The 16,931-nt window shown below is 72.6% G+C and carries 16 protein-coding genes; 7 read left to right on the top strand and 9 right to left on the bottom strand.

What is annotated here, in order from left to right:
* The first annotated feature begins 89 nt into the window (after positions 1 to 89).
* The gene (locus H5V45_RS02450; RefSeq protein WP_185251471.1) at positions 90 to 1,592 is read left to right on the top strand and encodes an ATP-binding protein; all 1,503 of its coding nucleotides are present in this window, start codon (positions 90 to 92) and stop codon (positions 1,590 to 1,592) included.
* Between the two features lie 6 nt (positions 1,593 to 1,598).
* Here H5V45_RS02450 and H5V45_RS02445 read toward each other — a convergent pair whose 3' ends face one another.
* The 4 genes from H5V45_RS02445 to H5V45_RS02430 form a co-directional block, all read right to left on the bottom strand.
* Complete coding sequence (locus tag H5V45_RS02445) at positions 1,599 to 2,300, bottom strand: L,D-transpeptidase family protein (RefSeq protein WP_343061386.1); 702 nt, start codon at positions 2,298 to 2,300, stop codon at positions 1,599 to 1,601.
* A 1-nt stretch (position 2,301) separates the two neighbouring features.
* Entirely contained in the window at positions 2,302 to 2,628 is a 327-nt protein-coding gene (locus tag H5V45_RS02440) for a putative quinol monooxygenase (RefSeq protein WP_185251470.1), read from the bottom strand.
* 86 nt (positions 2,629 to 2,714) lie between these two features.
* Positions 2,715 to 4,823 carry a 3-hydroxyacyl-CoA dehydrogenase NAD-binding domain-containing protein gene (locus H5V45_RS02435; RefSeq protein WP_185251469.1) on the bottom strand — a complete coding sequence of 703 codons (2,109 nt, stop codon included), beginning with the start codon at positions 4,821 to 4,823 and terminating at the stop codon, positions 2,715 to 2,717.
* Position 4,824: 1 nt separating this feature from the next.
* Positions 4,825 to 6,039: an acetyl-CoA C-acyltransferase gene (locus tag H5V45_RS02430; protein ID WP_185251468.1), complete on the bottom strand. Its 1,215-nt coding sequence runs from the start codon at positions 6,037 to 6,039 to the stop codon at positions 4,825 to 4,827.
* Positions 6,040 to 6,277: 238 nt separating this feature from the next.
* Here H5V45_RS02430 and H5V45_RS02425 point away from each other — a divergent pair, with 238 nt between their 5' ends.
* Genes H5V45_RS02425 through H5V45_RS02410 form a run of 4 tightly spaced genes read left to right on the top strand, consistent with a single transcriptional unit; the run spans position 6,278 to position 9,918 of the window.
* Positions 6,278 to 7,237 (top strand): PAC2 family protein, encoded by a 960-nt coding sequence (locus H5V45_RS02425; RefSeq protein WP_343061385.1) that lies wholly within the window; start codon positions 6,278 to 6,280, stop codon positions 7,235 to 7,237.
* 24 nt (positions 7,238 to 7,261) lie between these two features.
* Positions 7,262 to 8,119: an acyl-CoA thioesterase domain-containing protein gene (locus H5V45_RS02420; protein ID WP_185251467.1), complete on the top strand. Its 858-nt coding sequence runs from the start codon at positions 7,262 to 7,264 to the stop codon at positions 8,117 to 8,119.
* The gene (locus H5V45_RS02415; RefSeq protein ID WP_185251466.1) at positions 8,112 to 8,972 is read left to right on the top strand and encodes an acyl-CoA thioesterase domain-containing protein; all 861 of its coding nucleotides are present in this window, start codon (positions 8,112 to 8,114) and stop codon (positions 8,970 to 8,972) included. The genes H5V45_RS02420 and H5V45_RS02415 overlap by 8 nt, the downstream gene beginning before the upstream one ends.
* Before the next feature lie 31 nt (positions 8,973 to 9,003).
* Positions 9,004 to 9,918 (top strand): NAD-dependent epimerase/dehydratase family protein, encoded by a 915-nt coding sequence (locus tag H5V45_RS02410; protein WP_185251465.1) that lies wholly within the window; start codon positions 9,004 to 9,006, stop codon positions 9,916 to 9,918.
* A 7-nt stretch (positions 9,919 to 9,925) separates the two neighbouring features.
* On the opposite strand, the gene H5V45_RS02405 is transcribed toward H5V45_RS02410, so the two are convergent.
* The 3 genes from H5V45_RS02405 to H5V45_RS02395 form a co-directional block, all read right to left on the bottom strand.
* Entirely contained in the window at positions 9,926 to 10,804 is an 879-nt protein-coding gene (locus tag H5V45_RS02405; protein ID WP_246416003.1) for a family 16 glycosylhydrolase, read from the bottom strand.
* A 132-nt stretch (positions 10,805 to 10,936) separates the two neighbouring features.
* The gene (locus H5V45_RS02400) at positions 10,937 to 11,461 is read right to left on the bottom strand and encodes a PaaI family thioesterase (RefSeq protein ID WP_185251463.1); all 525 of its coding nucleotides are present in this window, start codon (positions 11,459 to 11,461) and stop codon (positions 10,937 to 10,939) included.
* Complete coding sequence (locus H5V45_RS02395; RefSeq protein ID WP_221633874.1) at positions 11,458 to 11,850, bottom strand: winged helix-turn-helix transcriptional regulator; 393 nt, start codon at positions 11,848 to 11,850, stop codon at positions 11,458 to 11,460. Before H5V45_RS02395 ends, H5V45_RS02400 begins: the two co-directional genes overlap by 4 nt.
* A gap of 43 nt (positions 11,851 to 11,893) precedes the next feature.
* Here H5V45_RS02395 and H5V45_RS02390 point away from each other — a divergent pair, with 43 nt between their 5' ends.
* Complete coding sequence (locus tag H5V45_RS02390; RefSeq protein ID WP_185251461.1) at positions 11,894 to 13,297, top strand: MFS transporter; 1,404 nt, start codon at positions 11,894 to 11,896, stop codon at positions 13,295 to 13,297.
* Here H5V45_RS02390 and H5V45_RS02385 read toward each other — a convergent pair.
* Both H5V45_RS02385 and H5V45_RS02380 read right to left on the bottom strand, forming a co-directional pair.
* Complete coding sequence (locus tag H5V45_RS02385; RefSeq protein WP_185251460.1) at positions 13,281 to 14,156, bottom strand: MaoC/PaaZ C-terminal domain-containing protein; 876 nt, start codon at positions 14,154 to 14,156, stop codon at positions 13,281 to 13,283. The two genes, H5V45_RS02390 and H5V45_RS02385, sit on opposite strands and share 17 nt — an antisense overlap.
* A 1-nt stretch (position 14,157) precedes the next feature.
* The gene (locus tag H5V45_RS02380; protein WP_185251459.1) at positions 14,158 to 15,492 is read right to left on the bottom strand and encodes a 3-oxoacyl-ACP reductase; all 1,335 of its coding nucleotides are present in this window, start codon (positions 15,490 to 15,492) and stop codon (positions 14,158 to 14,160) included.
* 156 nt (positions 15,493 to 15,648) lie between these two features.
* On the opposite strand from H5V45_RS02380, the gene H5V45_RS02375 reads away from it, so the two are divergent.
* Complete coding sequence (locus tag H5V45_RS02375) at positions 15,649 to 16,929, top strand: acetyl-CoA C-acetyltransferase (RefSeq protein ID WP_185251458.1); 1,281 nt, start codon at positions 15,649 to 15,651, stop codon at positions 16,927 to 16,929.
* The last annotated feature ends 2 nt before the right edge of the window (positions 16,930 to 16,931 follow it).

Raw genomic sequence — 16,931 nt, 5'->3', positions numbered from 1 at the left:
TGGCCGGAATGCGACGGTGCGGGCGCGCGCCGTTCCGGGATCGGGGTCCCCTACGGTGGGAGCACGTGCTCGGAGCCAGGAGGTGACGCGTGGAGGGACCGTCCGACAGTGCCGAGCTGTGGCGGCTGACCCTGCAGAACTCACCCATCGGCATGGCCCTGGTGGGGCTGGACGGCCGGGTGCTGATGGCCAACCGGGCCTTGGCCGACATGCTCGGGTACGCCGACGACGAGCTGTGCGCCCGGGGCTTCCAGGAGCTCACCCACCCCGACGACCTCGAGGGCGACCTCGAGCTGTTCAGCCGGGCCCGCTCCGGGGAGATCGACACCTATCGCGTCCGGAAGCGCTACCGGCACGCCCGCGGGCACACCGTCTGGTGCGACCTGTCGGTGGCGGCCGTCCGCGGCCCCGACGGCGAGACCCTGCACTTCATCTCCCAGATCATCGACGTCACCGAGCAGCGGGAGGCGGCGGCGCGTCTCGAGGCCGCGCACGCCGCGCTCGAGCGGGAGCACCACACGCTCGAGGCGATCTTCGAGACCGTGAACGTCGGGCTGCTTCTGATCGGCCCCGACGGCCGCTACGAGCGCAGCAACCGGCGGCACCGCGAGACGATGAGCCTGCCGTTCCCGGACGGCCACGCCGGCACCGCAGGCCAGCTGGGGCACGTCTACTTCCCCGACGGCCGGACGCTGATGGGCAAGGAGGACATGCCGTCCTACCGCGCCGTGCAGGGCGAGGAGTTCGACGACTACACCTACTGGGTCGGCAACGACCCGCTCTCCCGGGCGGCGTTCTCGACCTCGGCCCGGCAGGTGCGCGGGCCCGCGGGGGAGCGGCTCGGCTCGGTCCTGGCCTACCAGGAGATCACCGACCTGATGCGGGCGATGAAGGTCAAGGACGAGTTCGTCTCGTCGGTCTCGCACGAGCTGCGGACCCCGCTCACGTCGGTGCTCGGCTATCTCGAGATCCTCTGCGACAACGACGACCTGCCCGAGGAGGTGCTCGACCAGCTCCGCGTCGTCCAGCGCAACGCGGTCCGCCTGCGCTCGCTGCTGTCGGACCTGCTGCACGTCGGCCAGACCGACGAGGGCAGCCTCGAGCTGCAGCGCGTCGACCTCGACCTCGTGGCGCTCGTCCACGACGCCGTGGAGGCGGCCCGGGCGTTCGCCGACGCCTCCGGCGTCACCGTGGTCACCGACCTCCCGCCGGACGGCCCCGCGCTCCACGCCGTCGTCGACGAGCTCCGGATCCGCCAGGTGCTCGACAACCTGCTGTCGAACGCCGTGAAGTACGCCGCCCCCGGCTCGTCCGCGACCGTCTCCCTGCGCGCCACGGGGGACGGGTCGGACGGCGAGCTCGAGCTGGCGGTCGCGGACACCGGTCGGGGCATCGCCCCCGATGAGGTCGACCACGTCTTCACGCGGTTCTTCCGGGGTGGCGAGGCGCTGGGGCAGCACATCCCCGGCACCGGCCTCGGGCTCGACATCGTCGCCTCGATCGTGGCCGGGCACGGCGGCACGGTCACGGTCGAGAGCGAGCTGGGGAAAGGGAGCACCTTCCGGGTGCGGCTCCCGCGCGACGCGGGGTGAGCGAGGTCAGACGACGTGGACGGGCGTACGCCGGGTGGTGAAGCTCCAGACCTTCAGCGACAGCCCGCGGGTCAGCCGGATGCAGCCGTGCGACTCGGTCATGTTGGTGCCGAGCAGCCAGTCGGCGTGCATCTGCGCGCCGTTCGACTTGTAGGTCGGGATCCGGTGGAAGCCCACGCCGCACGGGGCGAACCGAACGAAGTTGTCCAGCCACACGGCGTCGCTGGTCGTGGAGTTCTTCTTGATCCGGGCGGCGCGGCCGCAGTAGGAGCCGGTGCGGTAGCTGCCCTTCTTCAGGACCGACGGGTTGTCGATGATCCCGCCCTGGGCGACCACCCCACCCTTCGGGCCGACCAGCCAGAGCCAGTTCTGCCCCTGGCTGATGACCAGGCGGCGTCCCGTGCCGGAGCCCTTGGGCACCGGCCGCTGGTCGCAGCGCTGGGCCTTCTCGTCGTAGAGCCGCTTGCGGACCGGCGCACTCAGCTTGCCGGTCTGGGCGAGCCCGTGCCGCGACTGGAAGCGGATCACCGCCGAGCGGGTCCAGGCGCCGAACTCGCCGTCGGCGGGGCCGGCCTGGCAGTGCAGGACGTTGAGGCGCTTCTGCGCCTTCTCCACCCAGGCCTGCCCGGCAGCCTGCGCCGGCGCGGCGGACACCACGAGGGCGAGCGCGGTGAGCACCACCGCGACGAGGGCGGCCAGCCGCTTCACCTCAGCGCTCGACCTTCATCTCGCCGAGCTCGTTCCAGTCGTCCTGGTCGACCTCCTGGCTGACGATCCGCGGCGTCGCGGCGAGGTACTGCGGGAGCTCGGCCTGGGCCTGCTTGAAGTGGTCGCTGTTGACGTGGGCCCCGCCGGCGTCGCCGTCGCGGAAGGCCTCGACCAGGACGTACTCGTGCGGGTCGTCGAGGCTGCGCGACCAGTCGAACCACAGGCAGCCCTCCTCGGCGCGGCACGCCTCGGTGAACGACCGCGAGATCTCCGGCCAGTCCTCCGCGTGCTCGGGCAGGACCTGGAACTTGGCGGTGATGAAGATCAACGGGGCTCCTCGGGAAGACGACAGGGGTGTCGGGCCCGCAGGCCCGACACCCCTGTGATGCTATCCGTCGCCCGGAGGTTGCCGGACTAGTGGAACTTCCCGAGACCCTCGCGCTCGAGGAGCATCGTGAGCCCGCCGTTCCAGAACGAGAACCCGGCACCGGTGATCATCGCCAGGTCCAGGTCCTCGGGCCCGGCGACGACACCCTCGTCGAGCATCCGGCGAACCTCGTCCGCGAGGCCGGTGAGCACGCGGGTGCGCACCTCGGCACGGTCGAGCACGACCGGGTCGGCCGGCTTCTCCTGGAGCGCCTCGATCTCGGGGTCGATCCCGCCGTCGGGGCCGTAGTACGACGACTTCCGGGCGGCCACGACCCGCTCCAACGCGGGAGAGACGTAGAAGCGGTCGGGGAACGCCCGGTGCAGCGTCTCGTTGTTGTGCAGCGCGATCGCCGGACCCACCAGTGAGAGCAGCATGAACGGCGGCATCGGCGCGACGCCCGCGAAGGCGCCGTCCGCGACCGGCACGGGGGTGCCCTCGTCGACGATCCGGCCGACCTCGCCCATGAAGCGGCCGAGGAGGCGGTTGACGATGAAGGACGGGCTGTCCTTGACCAGGATCGTCGTCTTCTTCAGCGACCTGCCCGTGGCGAAGGCCGTCGCCAGGGTGGCGTCGTCGGTCCGCTCGCCGCGCACGATCTCCAGCAGCGGCATCACCGCGACCGGGTTGAAGAAGTGGAAGCCCACGACCCGCTCGGGGTGCTCGAGGTCGGCGGCCATCTCGGTGATGGAGAGCGAGGAGGTGTTGGTCGCGAGGATGCACTCGGGCGACACGACCTTCTCGACGTCGGCGAAGACCGACTTCTTGACCGACATCTCCTCGAAGACGGCCTCGATGACGAAGTCGACGTCGGCGAAGACCTCGGCCTTGTCGATCGCGCCCGACACCAGGCCCTTGAGCCGGTTGGCCTTGTCCTGGTTGACGCGGCCCTTCGCGAGCAGCTTGTCGATCTCGGCGTGCACGTAGCCCACGCCCTTGTCGACCCGCTCCTGGTCGAGGTCGGTCAGCACGACCGGCACGTCCAGGCGGCGTACGAACAGCAGCGCGAGCTGGCTGGCCATCAGGCCGGCGCCGACGATGCCGACCTTGGTGACCTTGCGGGCCAGGGCCTTGTCGGGCGCGCCGGCCGGACGCTTGGCCCGCTTCTGCACCAGGTCGAAGGCGTAGAGCGAGGCGATCAGCTCGGGCGTGCGCGACATCGCCTCGAGGGCGTCGTCCTCGCGGGCGAAGCCGGCGTCGCGGTCGTTGTCGCGGGCCGCGTCGATCAGCTCGACGACCCGGGCCGCGGCGGGGGAGGCCCCACCGGTCTTCGACTCGGCGACCTGGCGGCCGCGCGCGACGGCCGCGTCCCAGGCCGCGCCGCGGTCGGGCTCGGCCCGCTCGACGGTGACCTCGCCGCTGAGCACGGAGGCCGCCCACAGCAGCGACTGCTCGAGGTAGTCCGCGCCGGAGAAGACCGCGTCGGCGAGCCCGAGGTCGAAGGCCGCCTGCCCGCCGAGCGTCTTGCCGTTGTTGAGCGGGTTCTCGAGGATCACGGTCACGGCCTTGTCCGGGCCGATCAGGTTGGGCACGAGGAACGCGCCGCCCCAGCCGGGGACCAGGCCGAGCATGACCTCGGGCAGGCCCAGCGCCGGCGCGCTGTCCATGACGGTGCGGTAGTCGCAGTGCAGGGCCACCTCGAGGCCGCCGCCGAGGGCGAGGCCGTTGACGAAGCCGAACGACGGCTTGGAGCGGCCGTCGACGCCGTCGTGCAGCTTGCGGAAGACCGCGTGGCCGAGCTCGGCGACGATGCGGACGCCGTCCTCGCCGCCGCCGGCGATGCTGGTCAGGTCCGCGCCCGCGGCGAGGATGAACGGCTTGCCGGTCACGCCGATCGCGGTGATCTCGTCGTCGGCGAGCGCGGCGTCGATCGCGGCGTCCAGGGACAGGAGCCCGCGCGGGCCGAAGGTGTTCGGCTTGGTGTGGTCCTCGCCGTTGTCGAGGGTGATCAGGCCCATCACGGCGGGGCTCTGCCCGTGGGCGGCCGGCAGGGTGACCTTGCGGAGCTTCGCCTCGGTGACGCGCTCGGCGTCCGAGGAGATCTCCTGGGCGCGCGTCAGCAGCGCCTCGTGGGTCGAGCTCGAGACCTCAGCCATGTCAGGCCGCCTCTCCGGTGTAGTGGGGGTTCTCCCAGATGACGGTGCCGCCCATGCCGATGCCGATGCACATGGTGGTGAGGCCGTAGCGGACCTCCGGGCGCTCCTCGAAGGAGCGCGCCAGCTGCGTCATCAGCCGCACACCGGACGACGCCAGCGGGTGGCCCATCGCGATCGCGCCGCCGTAGGGGTTCACCCGGGCGTCGTCGTCGGCGATGCCGAAGTGCTCGAGGAACGCGAGCACCTGCACGGCGAACGCCTCGTTGACCTCGAAGGCGCCGATGTCGTCGATGGTGAGACCGGCCTGGCGCAGGGCCTTCTCGGTCGCCGGGATCGGGCCGGCGCCCATCACCTCGGGCTCGACGCCCATGAAGGAGTAGGCCACCAGGCGCATCCGGACCGGCAGGCCCAGCTCGCGGGCGGTCTCCTCGTCGGCGAGCAGCGCGGCGGTGGCGCCGTCGTTGATGCCCGCGGCGTTGCCGGCGGTCACCTTGCCGTGCGAGCGGAACGGCGTCTTCAGCGAGGCCAGCGACTCCATGGTCGTGCCGCGGCGCATGGGCTCGTCGGTGGTCGCAAGACCCCAGCCCGCCTCGGCGGAGCGGGTCGCGACCGGGACCAGGTCGGGCTGGATCTTGCCGGCGTCGTACGCCGCGGCCGTCTTGTCCTGGGAGCGCACGGCGTAGGCGTCGACGCGCTCCTTGGTGATCGTGGGGTAGCGGTCGTGCAGGTTCTCGGCGGTCTTGCCCATCACGAGCGCGTCGGGGTTCACGACCCGCTCGGACATGATCCGCGGGTTCGGGTCGACGCCCTCACCCATGGGGTGGCGGCCCATGTGCTCGACGCCGCCGGCGATCGCGACGTCGTACGAGCCGAAGGCGATGCCCGAGGCGGTGGTGGTCACGGCCGTCATCGCGCCGGCGCACATCCGGTCGATCGCGAAGCCGGGGACGCTCTGCGGCAGGCCGGCGAGCAGCGCGGCGGTGCGGCCGATGGTCAGGCCCTGGTCGCCGATCTGCGTGGTGGCCGCGATCGCGACCTCGTCCACGCGCTCGGGAGGGAGGCTCGGGTTGCGGCGCAGCAGGTCGCGGATGCACTTGACGACCAGGTCGTCGGCGCGGGTCTCGGCGTACTGGCCACTGGCCTTGCCGACACCGAAGGGGGTGCGGACGCCGTCGACGAAGACGACCTCGCGCAGCTGTCGTGGCTCTCTCGACACAGAAGTCTCCTCGGGGGAACTGACTGAGGGCGGTGGATGGTGCGCGGGCAACGTTACCCCTCGGTAACAACGCCGGCAGCAGATCGCGGGTGTGGGTGTCGTCACCTCGCGGCCCGCCGCCCGGCGCGCGGAGGAGCAGGGGGAATATCGTGGGCGGGACCGGCGCTGCTCCTCGGCGGTCAGGCTGCCCCGCAGCCCTGTCCGAGCGGCCCGTACGCCCCAGAGGAAGGACGCCCCCGTGTCCCAGGAACCCCGACTCGTGCACATCGTCGACGACGTGCCCGAGCTCGACGACACCACCGCGCTCACGATGGTGGTGGTCCTCGACGGGTTCCTCGACGCGGGCAACGCCGGCGCCCTGGCCGCTCAGCACCTCATCGACCTCAACGACGGTGGGGGCCGCGTGGTCGCGACCTTCGACGTCGACCAGTTCCACGACTACCGCGCCCGGCGACCGGCGATGTCGTTCGTGCGGGACCACTACGAGGCCTACGACGCGCCGCGCCTGGTGGTCCGGCTGCTGCAGGACAGCGGCGAGACGCCGTACCTCCTGCTGAGCGGGCCGGAGCCCGACAACCGCTGGGAGGCCTTCGCCCGCGCGGTCCGCGACGTGGTCGAGCGCTTCGGCGTCTCGCGCGTCGTCAGCGTCGGCTCGGTGCCGATGGCGGTGCCGCACACGCGCCCGATCGCGATCACCCACCACGCCAACAACCCCGCGCTGATCTCCGGGGACAGCCCGTGGCGCGGCGAGCTGCGGATCCCCTCCAGCGCCCAGGCGCTGCTCGAGGTCCGGCTCGGCGAGTGGGGCCACGACGCCCAGGGCTTCGTGGCGCACATCCCGCACTACCTGGCCCAGCTCGACTACCCGAAGGCGTCCGGCGCGCTGCTCGAGAACGTCGAGAAGGCCGGTCGGCTGACGATCGACCTCTCCGGGCTGGCCGCCGAGGCCGAGGACCGCGAGGTCGAGATCGCCCGCTACCTCGCCGCCAACGACGAGGTCGAGGAGGTCGTGCAGGCGCTCGAGCGGCAGTACGACGCCTTCGAGCGGGCCGAGGAGAACGGCAGCAGCCTGCTCGCCGACGACCAGCCGCTGCCGACCGGTGAGGAGATCGGCCAGCAGTTCGAGCAGTTCCTCGCCGGGCTCGACGACCCGGACTCCGCCGGGGGCTCCGGCTCGCCGGACATCGACCGCCCCTGACCGCTCGCCCCACCAGGAGTCACCGTGCCCGCCTCAGCCGACGAGCTCGTCGCCCTGCTCGACCTCGAGACGCTCGACGACGACCTGTTCCGCGGTCGCCAGCCCGACACCTCGCTGCAGCGGGTCTTCGGCGGGCAGGTCGCGGCCCAGGCGCTGCTCGCCGCCGCGCGCACCACGGACCCGGCGTACGTCGCGCACTCGCTGCACTCCTACTTCCTGCGGCCGGGCGACACCTCGGTCCCGATCATCTACGACGTCGAGCGGCTGCGCGACGGGCGCTCGTTCGGCACCCGCCGCGTCGCCGCGCGCCAGCACGGCCGCCCGATCTACTTCCTCACCGCCAACTTCCAGCGCGCCGAGGACGGCTTCGAGCACCAGGACGCGATGCCCGACGTGATCCCGCCCGAGGAGGGGATCGACCTCGGGGCGATGTTCCGGGCGCGGGGAAGCGGGAACACCGAGGAGTGGGAGCGCGAGTGGGCCGCCCTCGACGTGCGCTCGGTCGGCACCTCGCGCTCGGGCCTGCCCGAGGACCCGGCCCGACCCGCGCGGGCCCGGCTCTGGATCCGGGTCAACGGCGAGCTCTCCGACGACCCGCTGCAGCACCTCGCGGCGTTCACCTACGCCAGCGACATGACGCTGCTCGGCTCGACGCTCGTGCCGCACGGCGTGCACGTGACGAGCCCCGGCATGCAGGTCGCCTCGCTGGACCACAGCGTGTGGTTCCACCGGCCGTTCCGCGCCGACGCGTGGTGGCTCTACGACCAGGAGAGCCCCTCGGCCTCCGGCGGTCGGGGGCTCGCGCTCGCGCGGGTGTTCACCCAGGACGGGGTCCTCGCGGCCACCGTCGCCCAGGAAGGGCTGATCCGACACCGTGGCTGACAACGCTCCCGTCTCCGACCTCGTCTCGCTGCTCGACGTCGAGCAGCTCGACGTCGACCTCTACCGCGGACGCGAGGCCGACACCGAGCGGCCGCGCGTGTACGGCGGGCAGGTGGCCGCCCAGGCGCTGATCGCCGGCGTGCGCACCGTCGACCCGGCCTACGTCACGCACTCGCTGCACTCGTACTTCCTGCTGCCCGGCGACACCTCGGTGCCGATCATCTACGACGTCGAGCGGATCCGGGACGGGCGCTCCTTCGCCACCCGGCGCGTGGTCGCGCGCCAGCACGGCCGCCCGATCTACTACCTCACGGCGAGCTTCCAGCGCGCCGAGGACGGCTTCGAGCACCAGGACGTCATGCCCGCCGACGTACCCCCTCCCGAGCAGGGGCTCGACCTCGTCGACCTGATGCGCAAGGCCGGCAACAAGGACAGCGACCAGCTCGCCAAGGAGTGGGGCGCGCTCGAGGCGCGGCACCTCGGCACCTCGCTGCGCGGGCTGCCCGCCGACGACTCGCGCCCGGCTCGCGCCCGGATGTGGATCCGCATCAACGGCCGGCTCTCCGACGACCCGGTCGAGCACCTCGCGGCCTTCACCTACGCCAGCGACATGTCCCTGCTCGGCGCCACGCTGTCGGCCCACGAGACCAACCCGTCGTCGGTCCAGATGGCCTCGCTCGACCACACGATCTGGTTCCACCGGCCGTTCCGTGCCGACGAGTGGTGGCTCTACGACCAGGCCTCGCCGTCCGCGTCGAACTCGCGCGGCCTCGCCCTGGCCCGCGTCTTCACCCAGGACGGCCTGCTCGTCGCCACCGTCGCCCAGGAGGGGCTGATCCGGCAGCGGTCGTGAGGAAGTTGCCCGAGCCTGCAAGGCTGGCGGGATGACCGACACCACCTCGCCTCCGATCATCGTCGTCACCGGCGCCAACGGCCTCGTCGGCGCGCGCACGTGCGCGGCCCTCGTCGAGCGGGGGGCCACCGTGCGCGCCGTCGTACGCCGTCCCGGCACCGCGCCGCGGCTCGACGGTGTCGAGGAGCGGGTGGGGGAGTTCTTCGACGAGTCGTTCGCCGCGGAGGTCGTGGAGGGGGCGACCGCGGTCGTCACGACGGTGCACCCGATGGGCTCGGACCGCGCCACCCAGCAGCGGATCGGCGTCGACGGGACGCCGGTCGTCGCGCGGGCGGCGAGCGCGGCCGGCGTCGAGCGTCTCGTGCACATCTCGACGGGGGCGGTCTACGACCGCTCGCCCGAGGCGGGGGACGTCGACGAGGCGTCGGCGCTGGTGGCGGACGACGCCGACGACTACTCGGTGACCAAGCGCGACACCGACGCCGCGCTGGCCGAGGTCGACGGCCTCACCCGCGTGCTCGTCCGCCCGCCCGCCATCCTCGGCGCCGGCGAGACCTCGGTGTGGAACTCCCTGCGCCCCGCCGCCATCCGCGAGCACGAGCAGGCCCGGCACGCGGTCCCGCAGCAGAGCTTCGCCTGGGTCCACCTCGACGACCTCGCGGCGTTCGTGGCGGACGTCGCGACCGGCCGGATCGCCGCGGGCACGGACCCGGAGCAGGGTCCGGTCGAGGGCGGCTGCACGCCGGTCAACGTCGCGGCCGGACCGGCGACGGTGCGCGACTACGTCGAGACCGTCACGACGGCCGTGGGTGTCGAGCCCGTGTGGGACGACCAGCCCGCGTGGACCGGTCGCCTGCTCGCCACCCGCGCCCAGCGGTGGGGCTGGACGCCGTCCGTCACGCTCGAGGACGCGCTCGCCGAGATCGCGACGGGCCTGCGCGACTGACGCGGGCTCAGCAGGTCGGCAGCGTCGTCAGGGTGGTCAGGTCCATCGGCGGCGCCTTGACCGGCTTCGCGTTGGGCCGCTTGAGCGTGTAGTAGCGGACCCAGTCCATCTGCATCCACGACTCGCGCATCTCGGAGCCGTCGACGGCCTCCATGACGAACTGCGGACGGTACTCCAGCCCCGACAGCACCTCCGGGCGCCGCTCGGTCCGCATCACCTTGGTGTCGACGAACCACGAGATCCGCGTGGGCGTCACCTCGACGGCGTACGTGTGCCAGGCGCGCGAGCGCAGGTCGCGCTTGCGGGAGAACGTGAACTGGTGGTCGGGCAGCGTCGTGACGGAGCCGGTCGCGACCTCGTCGCCGGGGACGTACGACGCCAGCACGATCGTCAGTGCCTGGCAGGCGTCCGCGCCGACCGGGACCAGCTCCCACGTGAAGCGGTACGGCGTGCCGTCGGTGGTCTTCTCGAAGGCGCGCACCCGCGACTCCCAGCGGCCGGTGGTCGCCGACTGGTCGTCGGGCCAGACCCGCACGGTGCCCGAGTCGCTGGCTGCCTTGATCGTCAGCATGCCCTGCTGCTGGCCGATCGCGTCGTCGACGCTGGTGTGCCAGTGGTCGCTGAGCGAGCCGGTCTCGAACTCCTGCCGCCAGTCCTCGAGCCCCCAGCGGAACACCTTGGCGGCGTTCGTGGGGTGCTGGCAGTAGCCGATGCAGCTCGCCGCGAAGGCCGGCTCGACGCGGGTGTCGATCGTCCCCGTCACGGTGTCACCGGGCGAGCCGCCGGACGGGCCCGCGGCCGGCACCGAGAGCGCGGCGCCCGCGAGTGCCGCCGCTGCCAGGAGGAGTCCTCCGAGCAGGGCGCTGGTGCGTTCCCGAGCTGCCATCACGCTCGCAGGCTAGGTCCGCCCCTCCGGCGCAGGCGAGCGTTCCCGGCAGAAATGGCCGATCGGCCAGGGTGGCGTAGTGCACCGGTCCCAGCTCCGGCTGCTAGGCGCAGCCCCGTGCGGGCGACGGGCTCAGGCGGTCGGCAGGTCGAAGACGAGCAGCGTGCTGGTCGCGGTCGCCACGACGGCGCCGGACGCGTCGGTGACGACGCCCTCGGTGAAGCCGACCCGCGAGCCGGCCTTCACGACCGTGCCGACGGCGGTCAGGGTCCCGCTCGTGGCCCGGACGGCCTTGAGGTAGCTCACCTTGATCTCGACCGAGGTGTACCCCTTGCCCTGCGGCAGCGTGCTGTGCAGCGCGCACCCGGCGACGGAGTCGAGCAGCGTGCAGACCAGGCCGCCGTGCACCGCGCCGATCGGGTTGTACGCCGACTCGTCGGGCAGGCAGGTGAACACCACGCGCCCCGGCTCGACCGAGACCAGGCCCATCTGCACGAGCCCGGAGATCGGGGGCGGCGGCAGCTCGCCGTCGATCATCGCCTGCAGGTAGTCCAGCCCGGGGCGGCTCAGTCCCTCGCTCGCCCCGATCATCGGGTCGTGCCAGGTCACGGTGCGGGAGCGTGCGGGGCCCCAGCTCTCGGGGGCGGTGCTGGTCATCGGGGCTCCTTCGGCACCGTCAGGTGACGGTCGCGATCGGGGTCGGTGGGGGCGACGGCGTGCTCCTTGCCCCAGGCGAGCAGGGCGTCGAGCACCGGCACGAGCGCGCGGCCGGACGCGGTCAGGTGGTAGTCGTGGCGCGGGGGAGCGTCGCAGTAGGCACGTCGTTCGACGACGCCTGCCGCCTCCAGCGCCCGGAGCCGCGCGGCGACCCGGTCGCGGGGCGCGCCGGTGCCGCGCACGATGCCCGAGAAGCGGGTGTTCCCGAGGTGGATCTCGCGGACCACCAGCAACGACCAGCGCTCGCCGACGACCTCCAGCGACGCCGCGATCGGGCACGGTCGACCGGGCAGCTCGGCCAGGGTGATCGGCGGGGTGGCGCTGGGCACCGGCGGGTTCCCTTCGTCGGGGTGGGGTGTTAGCGTCCTGCGCATGAGTTTGAATGTCAAACCTACTGGCTCGAACGCGGACTCGGGTGCCGCGGGCGCGTCGACGGGGGAGCGCGGTCTCCTCTTGCCGCTCGTGGCCCTCGGGACCGCCCTCGTGCTCGTCACCTACGTGACGCCGATGGCCACCGTCCCGGCCACCGCCGCCGACCTCGGCGCCGGCGCCGTGGCTCGCGCCTGGATCCTCAGCTCGATGAGCGTCGGCCTGGCCGCGGCCCTGCTCGCCTCGGGGGTGCTCGGCGACACCTTCGGCCGCCGCCGGGTGTACGTCGCCGGCCTGGCCGCCTTGGCCCTGGGCGCCGTCCTGTGCGCCGTGGCGCAGGAGTCGCTGCTGTTCGTGGCCGCCCGCGTCCTCGAGGGCGCCGGCGGTGCGGCCATCCTCGCCTGCGGCCTGGCGCTGCTCGCCCACCACTTCCCGCCCGGACCCGAGCGCGTGCACGCGACCTCGGTCTGGGGCGCCAGCGTCGGCCTCGGCATCGCGTCGGGAGCCGTCCTCGCGGCCGCCCTGGACGTCGGCACCGGCTGGCGCGAGACGTACGCCGTCACCGCGGTCCTGGCCGCCGTGCTGCTCGCGGCGACCGTCCGCGCGATGCCCGAGTCGCGCGCTGCGAGCGCCCGTTCGATCGACGTGCCCGGCCTTGTGCTCCTCGTCGCGGCCATGACGCTGCTCGTCTCGGCGCTCACCCAGGGCCGCAACGGCATCGACACCCCCACCGTCGTGCTGGCCGTGCTCGCCGTGCTGGGGTTCGCGGCCTTCGTGCTGGTGGAGTCCCGCGTGGGCACCCCGCTGCTCGACCCGACGCTGCTCGGCAACCGCCGCTTCCGCGGCGCCACGATGGGCTCGCTGGTCCTCGGCCTGGGGATCATCGGCATGTCGTCGTTCGTCCCGACCGTCGCCCAGCTCGGCCTCGGGACCAGCCTGTGGGTCGCCTCCCTGCTGGTCGTCCCGTGGGCCGGCACCAGCGTGGTCACCTCGATGCTCGTGCGGCGGCTGCCGCACCCGCTCGAGGGGCCGTTCCCCGTCGCCCTGCTGCTGGTGGGCGTGGCGGTCGGTCAGGCCTGCGGCTACGGCCTGGCCGCGGACTCGAGCCCGTGGCGGCTGGTCGTGCCGATGGCCGTGAGCGGCATCGCCACCGGCGTCCTCAACGCGGTGCTCGGCCGCGAGGCCGTCGCCAGCGTGCCGCCCGACCGGGCGGCCATGGGCAGCGGCGCCAACAACACCTCGCGCTACCTCGGCGCCGCGATCGGCATCACGCTCTTCGTGACCGTCGCGACGCACACCGGCGGTGGCGTCGTCGACGGGTGGAACACCGCGGTGCTGGTCTCGACGGCGCTGACGCTGCTCGGCGCCGCGGCCATCGCGGCCGCGGGCCTCAGAGGGCGGTCGTGAGCCCGGCCAGGTGGGGGGCGCCGCTCTTCGGGTTGCTGAGCGAGAAGGCGTAGCCCTCGCCCTCGGGCCGGGAGCCGAAGGCCACCGTGCCGGGGAGCAGGATCGGCTTCTTGAAGGCGACGTCGACGCGGACCGCGTCGGGGAGCCGGTTCTCGAGCGCCGCGACGCAGCGGGCCTTGCTCCACATGCCGTGGGCGATCTGCCGGGGGAAGCCCAGCGCCTTCGCGGTCAGCGGGTAGAGGTGGATCGGGTTGTGGTCGCCCGACACCGCGGCGTACCTCCGGCCGAGGTCGCCGGCCAGCGGCCACCGCGTCCCGGTCGGCTCGACCTGGGGGAGCGGCGTGCCCGCCGGGGCGTCCGCGTCGCCGCGCCCGCGCCGCAGGAACGTCGAGGTCTCCTCCCACACCAGCTCGCCGGCCGCGTGCACGGTCGTGACCATGTCGAAGACCTGGCCCTTGGCGTGCGGGCGGAGGTGCTCGGGCCGGGCCGTCACCTGCAGCCGCTCGTCGGCCGTGATCGCCCGGTGCTGGGTGATGGAGTTCTCGAGGTGCACGGTGCCGATGGCCGGGAACGGGAAGGACCCGTCGGTCATGATCGCCATGTGCAGCCCGAAGGCCAGCATGTGCGGGTAGGTCAGCGGCAGCACGTCCTTGGTCGGGAAGCCGCAGACGGAGGCGTACGCCGCCGCGTGGGCCGGGTCGACCGGCACGTCGTGACGCGTCAGCGCCAGGTCGGGCAGCGTCGACCCGCTCTTGCGGATGCCGGGCAGCAGGTTCACGACCGGCAACGACGGCAGCGCCGCCTTGAGCAGCTGCGGCAGCGCGCCGGGCGTCCCCTCGACCACGCGGGGCTCGGTCATCTCAGGCCCCCAGCATCATCTGGCCGCAGACGCGGACCACGTTGCCGTTGACGGCGCTGGAGCCGGGGTTGGCGTACCACGCGATCGTCTCGGCCACGTCGACCGGCAGGCCGCCCTGGGACATCGCGTTGAGACGCTGGCCGACCTCGCGGGTCGCGAACGGCACGGCCGCGGTCATCGCGGTGATGATGAAGCCCGGCGCGACGGCGTTGATCGTGATGCCGTCCTCGAGCTCGCCGGCCAGCGAGTCCACGAAGCCGATGACGCCGGCCTTGGAGGCGGCGTAGTTCGTCTGCCCGACGTTCCCGGCGATGCCCGCGATCGAGGCGACGCCGACGATGGCGCCGTTCGGGTTCACGACGCCCTGGTCGAGCAGTTCGCGGGTGATCCGCTCGGGCGCGGTGAGGTTGACCGCGATGACGGAGTCCCAGCGGTCCTCCTGCATGTTGGCCAGCTTCTTGTCACGCGTGATGCCGGCGTTGTGGACGACCACGTCGACCCCGCCGTGCTTCTCCTTGAGGTGGTGGGCGATGCGCTGCGGCGCGTCGGCCGCCGTGATGTCGAGGGTCAGCCAGTCGCCGTCGATCTCCTTCATGACGACCTGCAGCTCGCTGGCCGCCTGGGGCACGTCCACGCCCAGCACGGTCGCGCCGTCGCGGTGCAGGACGCGGGCGATCTGCTCGCCGATGCCGCGGCTCGCGCCGGTCACCAGGGCGACCTTGCCGGTCAGCGGGCGCTGCCAGTCCTGGACGGCCGGGGCCTTGACCGAGCCGGTCGCGCCGATGCGGACCACCTGGCCCGAGACGTAGGCCGACTTGGGGGAGAGCAGGAAGCCCAGGGTCGAGGCGGTGGCCGCCTCGGCGCCCTCGGCGACGTACACGAGCTGGACGGTGCCGCCGCGGCCGATCTCCTTGCCGAGGCTGCGGGTGAAGCCCTCGAGCGCACGCTGCGCTACGCGCTCGCCGCCCTCGAGCAGCTCCGGCGGCGTGCCGAGCACGACGAGGCGCGGGCAGCGGTCGAGGCTGCGCAGCAGCGGGGTGAAGAAGTCGCGGAGCGCGACCAGGTCGGCCGAGCCGGTGATGCCGGTGGCGTCGAAGACCAGGCCCTTGTACGTCGCGCCCTCCTCGGCGACCTCGGTCGAGGCAATGCCGAGGGTGTCGAGCAGGCCGGGGAGCGACTCGGCCAGGCGACCGCGACCGCCGACCACGACCGTGCCGTCGACGAGCGGGGCGCCCTCGGTGTAGCGGTCGAGCTTCATGGGGGCGGGCAGCCCGAGGTTCTTGACGAGCAGCTTGCCGATCGGGGACGCCGTGAAGCTCTGGTACTTGTCGCTCATGGGGAGGGTTCCTCCAGTAGTCGTGGGTCGAGCCGTCAGGGGTGCCCGACGGCTCGCTCGGGGAACATGTAACTAGACGTGTAACACTGCGTCCACATTTCGTGACGTGCCCCTCATAGCCTTCTCCAGCAGGGCGGGAAGGGCAAGGATGTGTCCATGACCTCCACGACCCGTCGCGTCGCCGTCATCGGCGGCAACCGCATCCCGTTCGCCCGCTCGAACTCCGTCTACGCGTCCGTCTCCAACCAGGAGATGCTGACCGCCGCGATCGACGGCCTGGTGACCCGCTTCGGCCTCGAGAACGAGCGCGTCGGCGAGGTCGTCGCCGGTGCCGTGCTCAAGCACGCCCGCGACTTCAACCTGACGCGTGAGTCCGTGCTCGGCTCGAAGCTGTCGCCCGAGACGCCCGCCACCGACATCCAGCAGGCCTGCGGCACCGGCCTCCAGGCCGCGATCCAGGTCGCGAACAAGATCGCGCTCGGCCAGATCGACTCCGGCATCGCCGGTGGCACCGACACCACCTCCGACGCGCCCGTCGCGATCAGCGACAAGCTGCGCAAGAAGCTGATGAAGGTCAACGCCGCCCGCGACACCAAGGGCAAGCTCGTCGCCCTCGGCCAGATCCGGCCCGGCGACATCGGCCTCGAGATCCCGCAGAACGGCGAGCCGCGGACCCGCCTCTCCATGGGCGAGCACGCCGCGCTGACCGCCCTCGAGTGGCAGATCACCCGCGAGGACCAGGACGAGCTGGCCGCTTCGTCGCACCAGAAGCTGGCCGCGGCGTACGACCGTGGCTTCCTCGACGACCAGGTGACGCCGTTCCGCGGCGTCGAGCGCGACAACAACCTGCGCCCGGACTCCTCGGTCGAGAAGCTCGCGAAGCTGAAGCCGGTCTTCGGCAAGGGCGAGGCCGCCACCATGACCGCCGCCAACTCCACCCCGCTGACCGACGGCGCCTCCGCCGTCCTGCTGGCCTCCGAGGACTGGGCCGCCGAGCACGACCTCGAGCCGCTCGCGTTCTTCGCGGACTCCGAGACCGCCTCGGTCGACTACGTCCACGGCGGCGAGGGCCTGCTGATGGCCCCGGCGTACGCCGTCCCGCGGATGCTCGCCCGCAACGGGCTCACCCTGCAGGACTTCGACTTCTACGAGATCCACGAGGCCTTCGCCTCGCAGGTGCTCTCGACGCTCAAGGCTTGGGAGGACCCGGTGTTCTGCAAGGAGCGCCTCGGCCTCGACGCCCCCCTCGGCTCGATCGACCGCAGCAAGCTCAACGTGAACGGCTCCTCGCTCGCCGCGGGCCACCCGTTCGCCGCGACCGGCGGCCGGATCATCAACGTCGCCGCCAAGCTGCTCGCGGAGAAGGGGTCGGGCCGCGCGCTGATCTCGATCTGCGCCGCCGGCGGCCAGGGCGTCGTCGCGATCCTGGAGCGCTGACC

It is taken from the genome of Nocardioides luti, assembly GCF_014212315.1.
In the GTDB taxonomy this organism is placed as follows: Bacteria; Actinomycetota; Actinomycetes; order Propionibacteriales; family Nocardioidaceae; genus Nocardioides; species Nocardioides luti.
This window is presented reverse-complemented; position numbering and strand designations above follow the sequence as displayed.

Bases quoted from the DNA above. Each gene is read 5' to 3' on its own strand.
- H5V45_RS02435 (WP_185251469.1), bottom strand. From the start codon at position 4,823: ATGGCTGAGGTCTCGAGCTCGACCCACGAGGCGCTGCTGACGCGCGCC.
- H5V45_RS02410 (WP_185251465.1), top strand. From the start codon at position 9,004: ATGACCGACACCACCTCGCCTCCGATCATCGTCGTCACCGGCGCCAAC.
- H5V45_RS02405 (WP_246416003.1), bottom strand. From the start codon at position 10,804: ATGGCAGCTCGGGAACGCACCAGCGCCCTGCTCGGAGGACTCCTCCTG.
- H5V45_RS02400 (WP_185251463.1), bottom strand. From the start codon at position 11,461: ATGACCAGCACCGCCCCCGAGAGCTGGGGCCCCGCACGCTCCCGCACC.
- H5V45_RS02390 (WP_185251461.1), top strand. From the start codon at position 11,894: ATGAGTTTGAATGTCAAACCTACTGGCTCGAACGCGGACTCGGGTGCC.
- H5V45_RS02385 (WP_185251460.1), bottom strand. From the start codon at position 14,156: ATGACCGAGCCCCGCGTGGTCGAGGGGACGCCCGGCGCGCTGCCGCAG.
- H5V45_RS02380 (WP_185251459.1), bottom strand. From the start codon at position 15,492: ATGAGCGACAAGTACCAGAGCTTCACGGCGTCCCCGATCGGCAAGCTG.
- H5V45_RS02375 (WP_185251458.1), top strand. From the start codon at position 15,649: ATGACCTCCACGACCCGTCGCGTCGCCGTCATCGGCGGCAACCGCATC.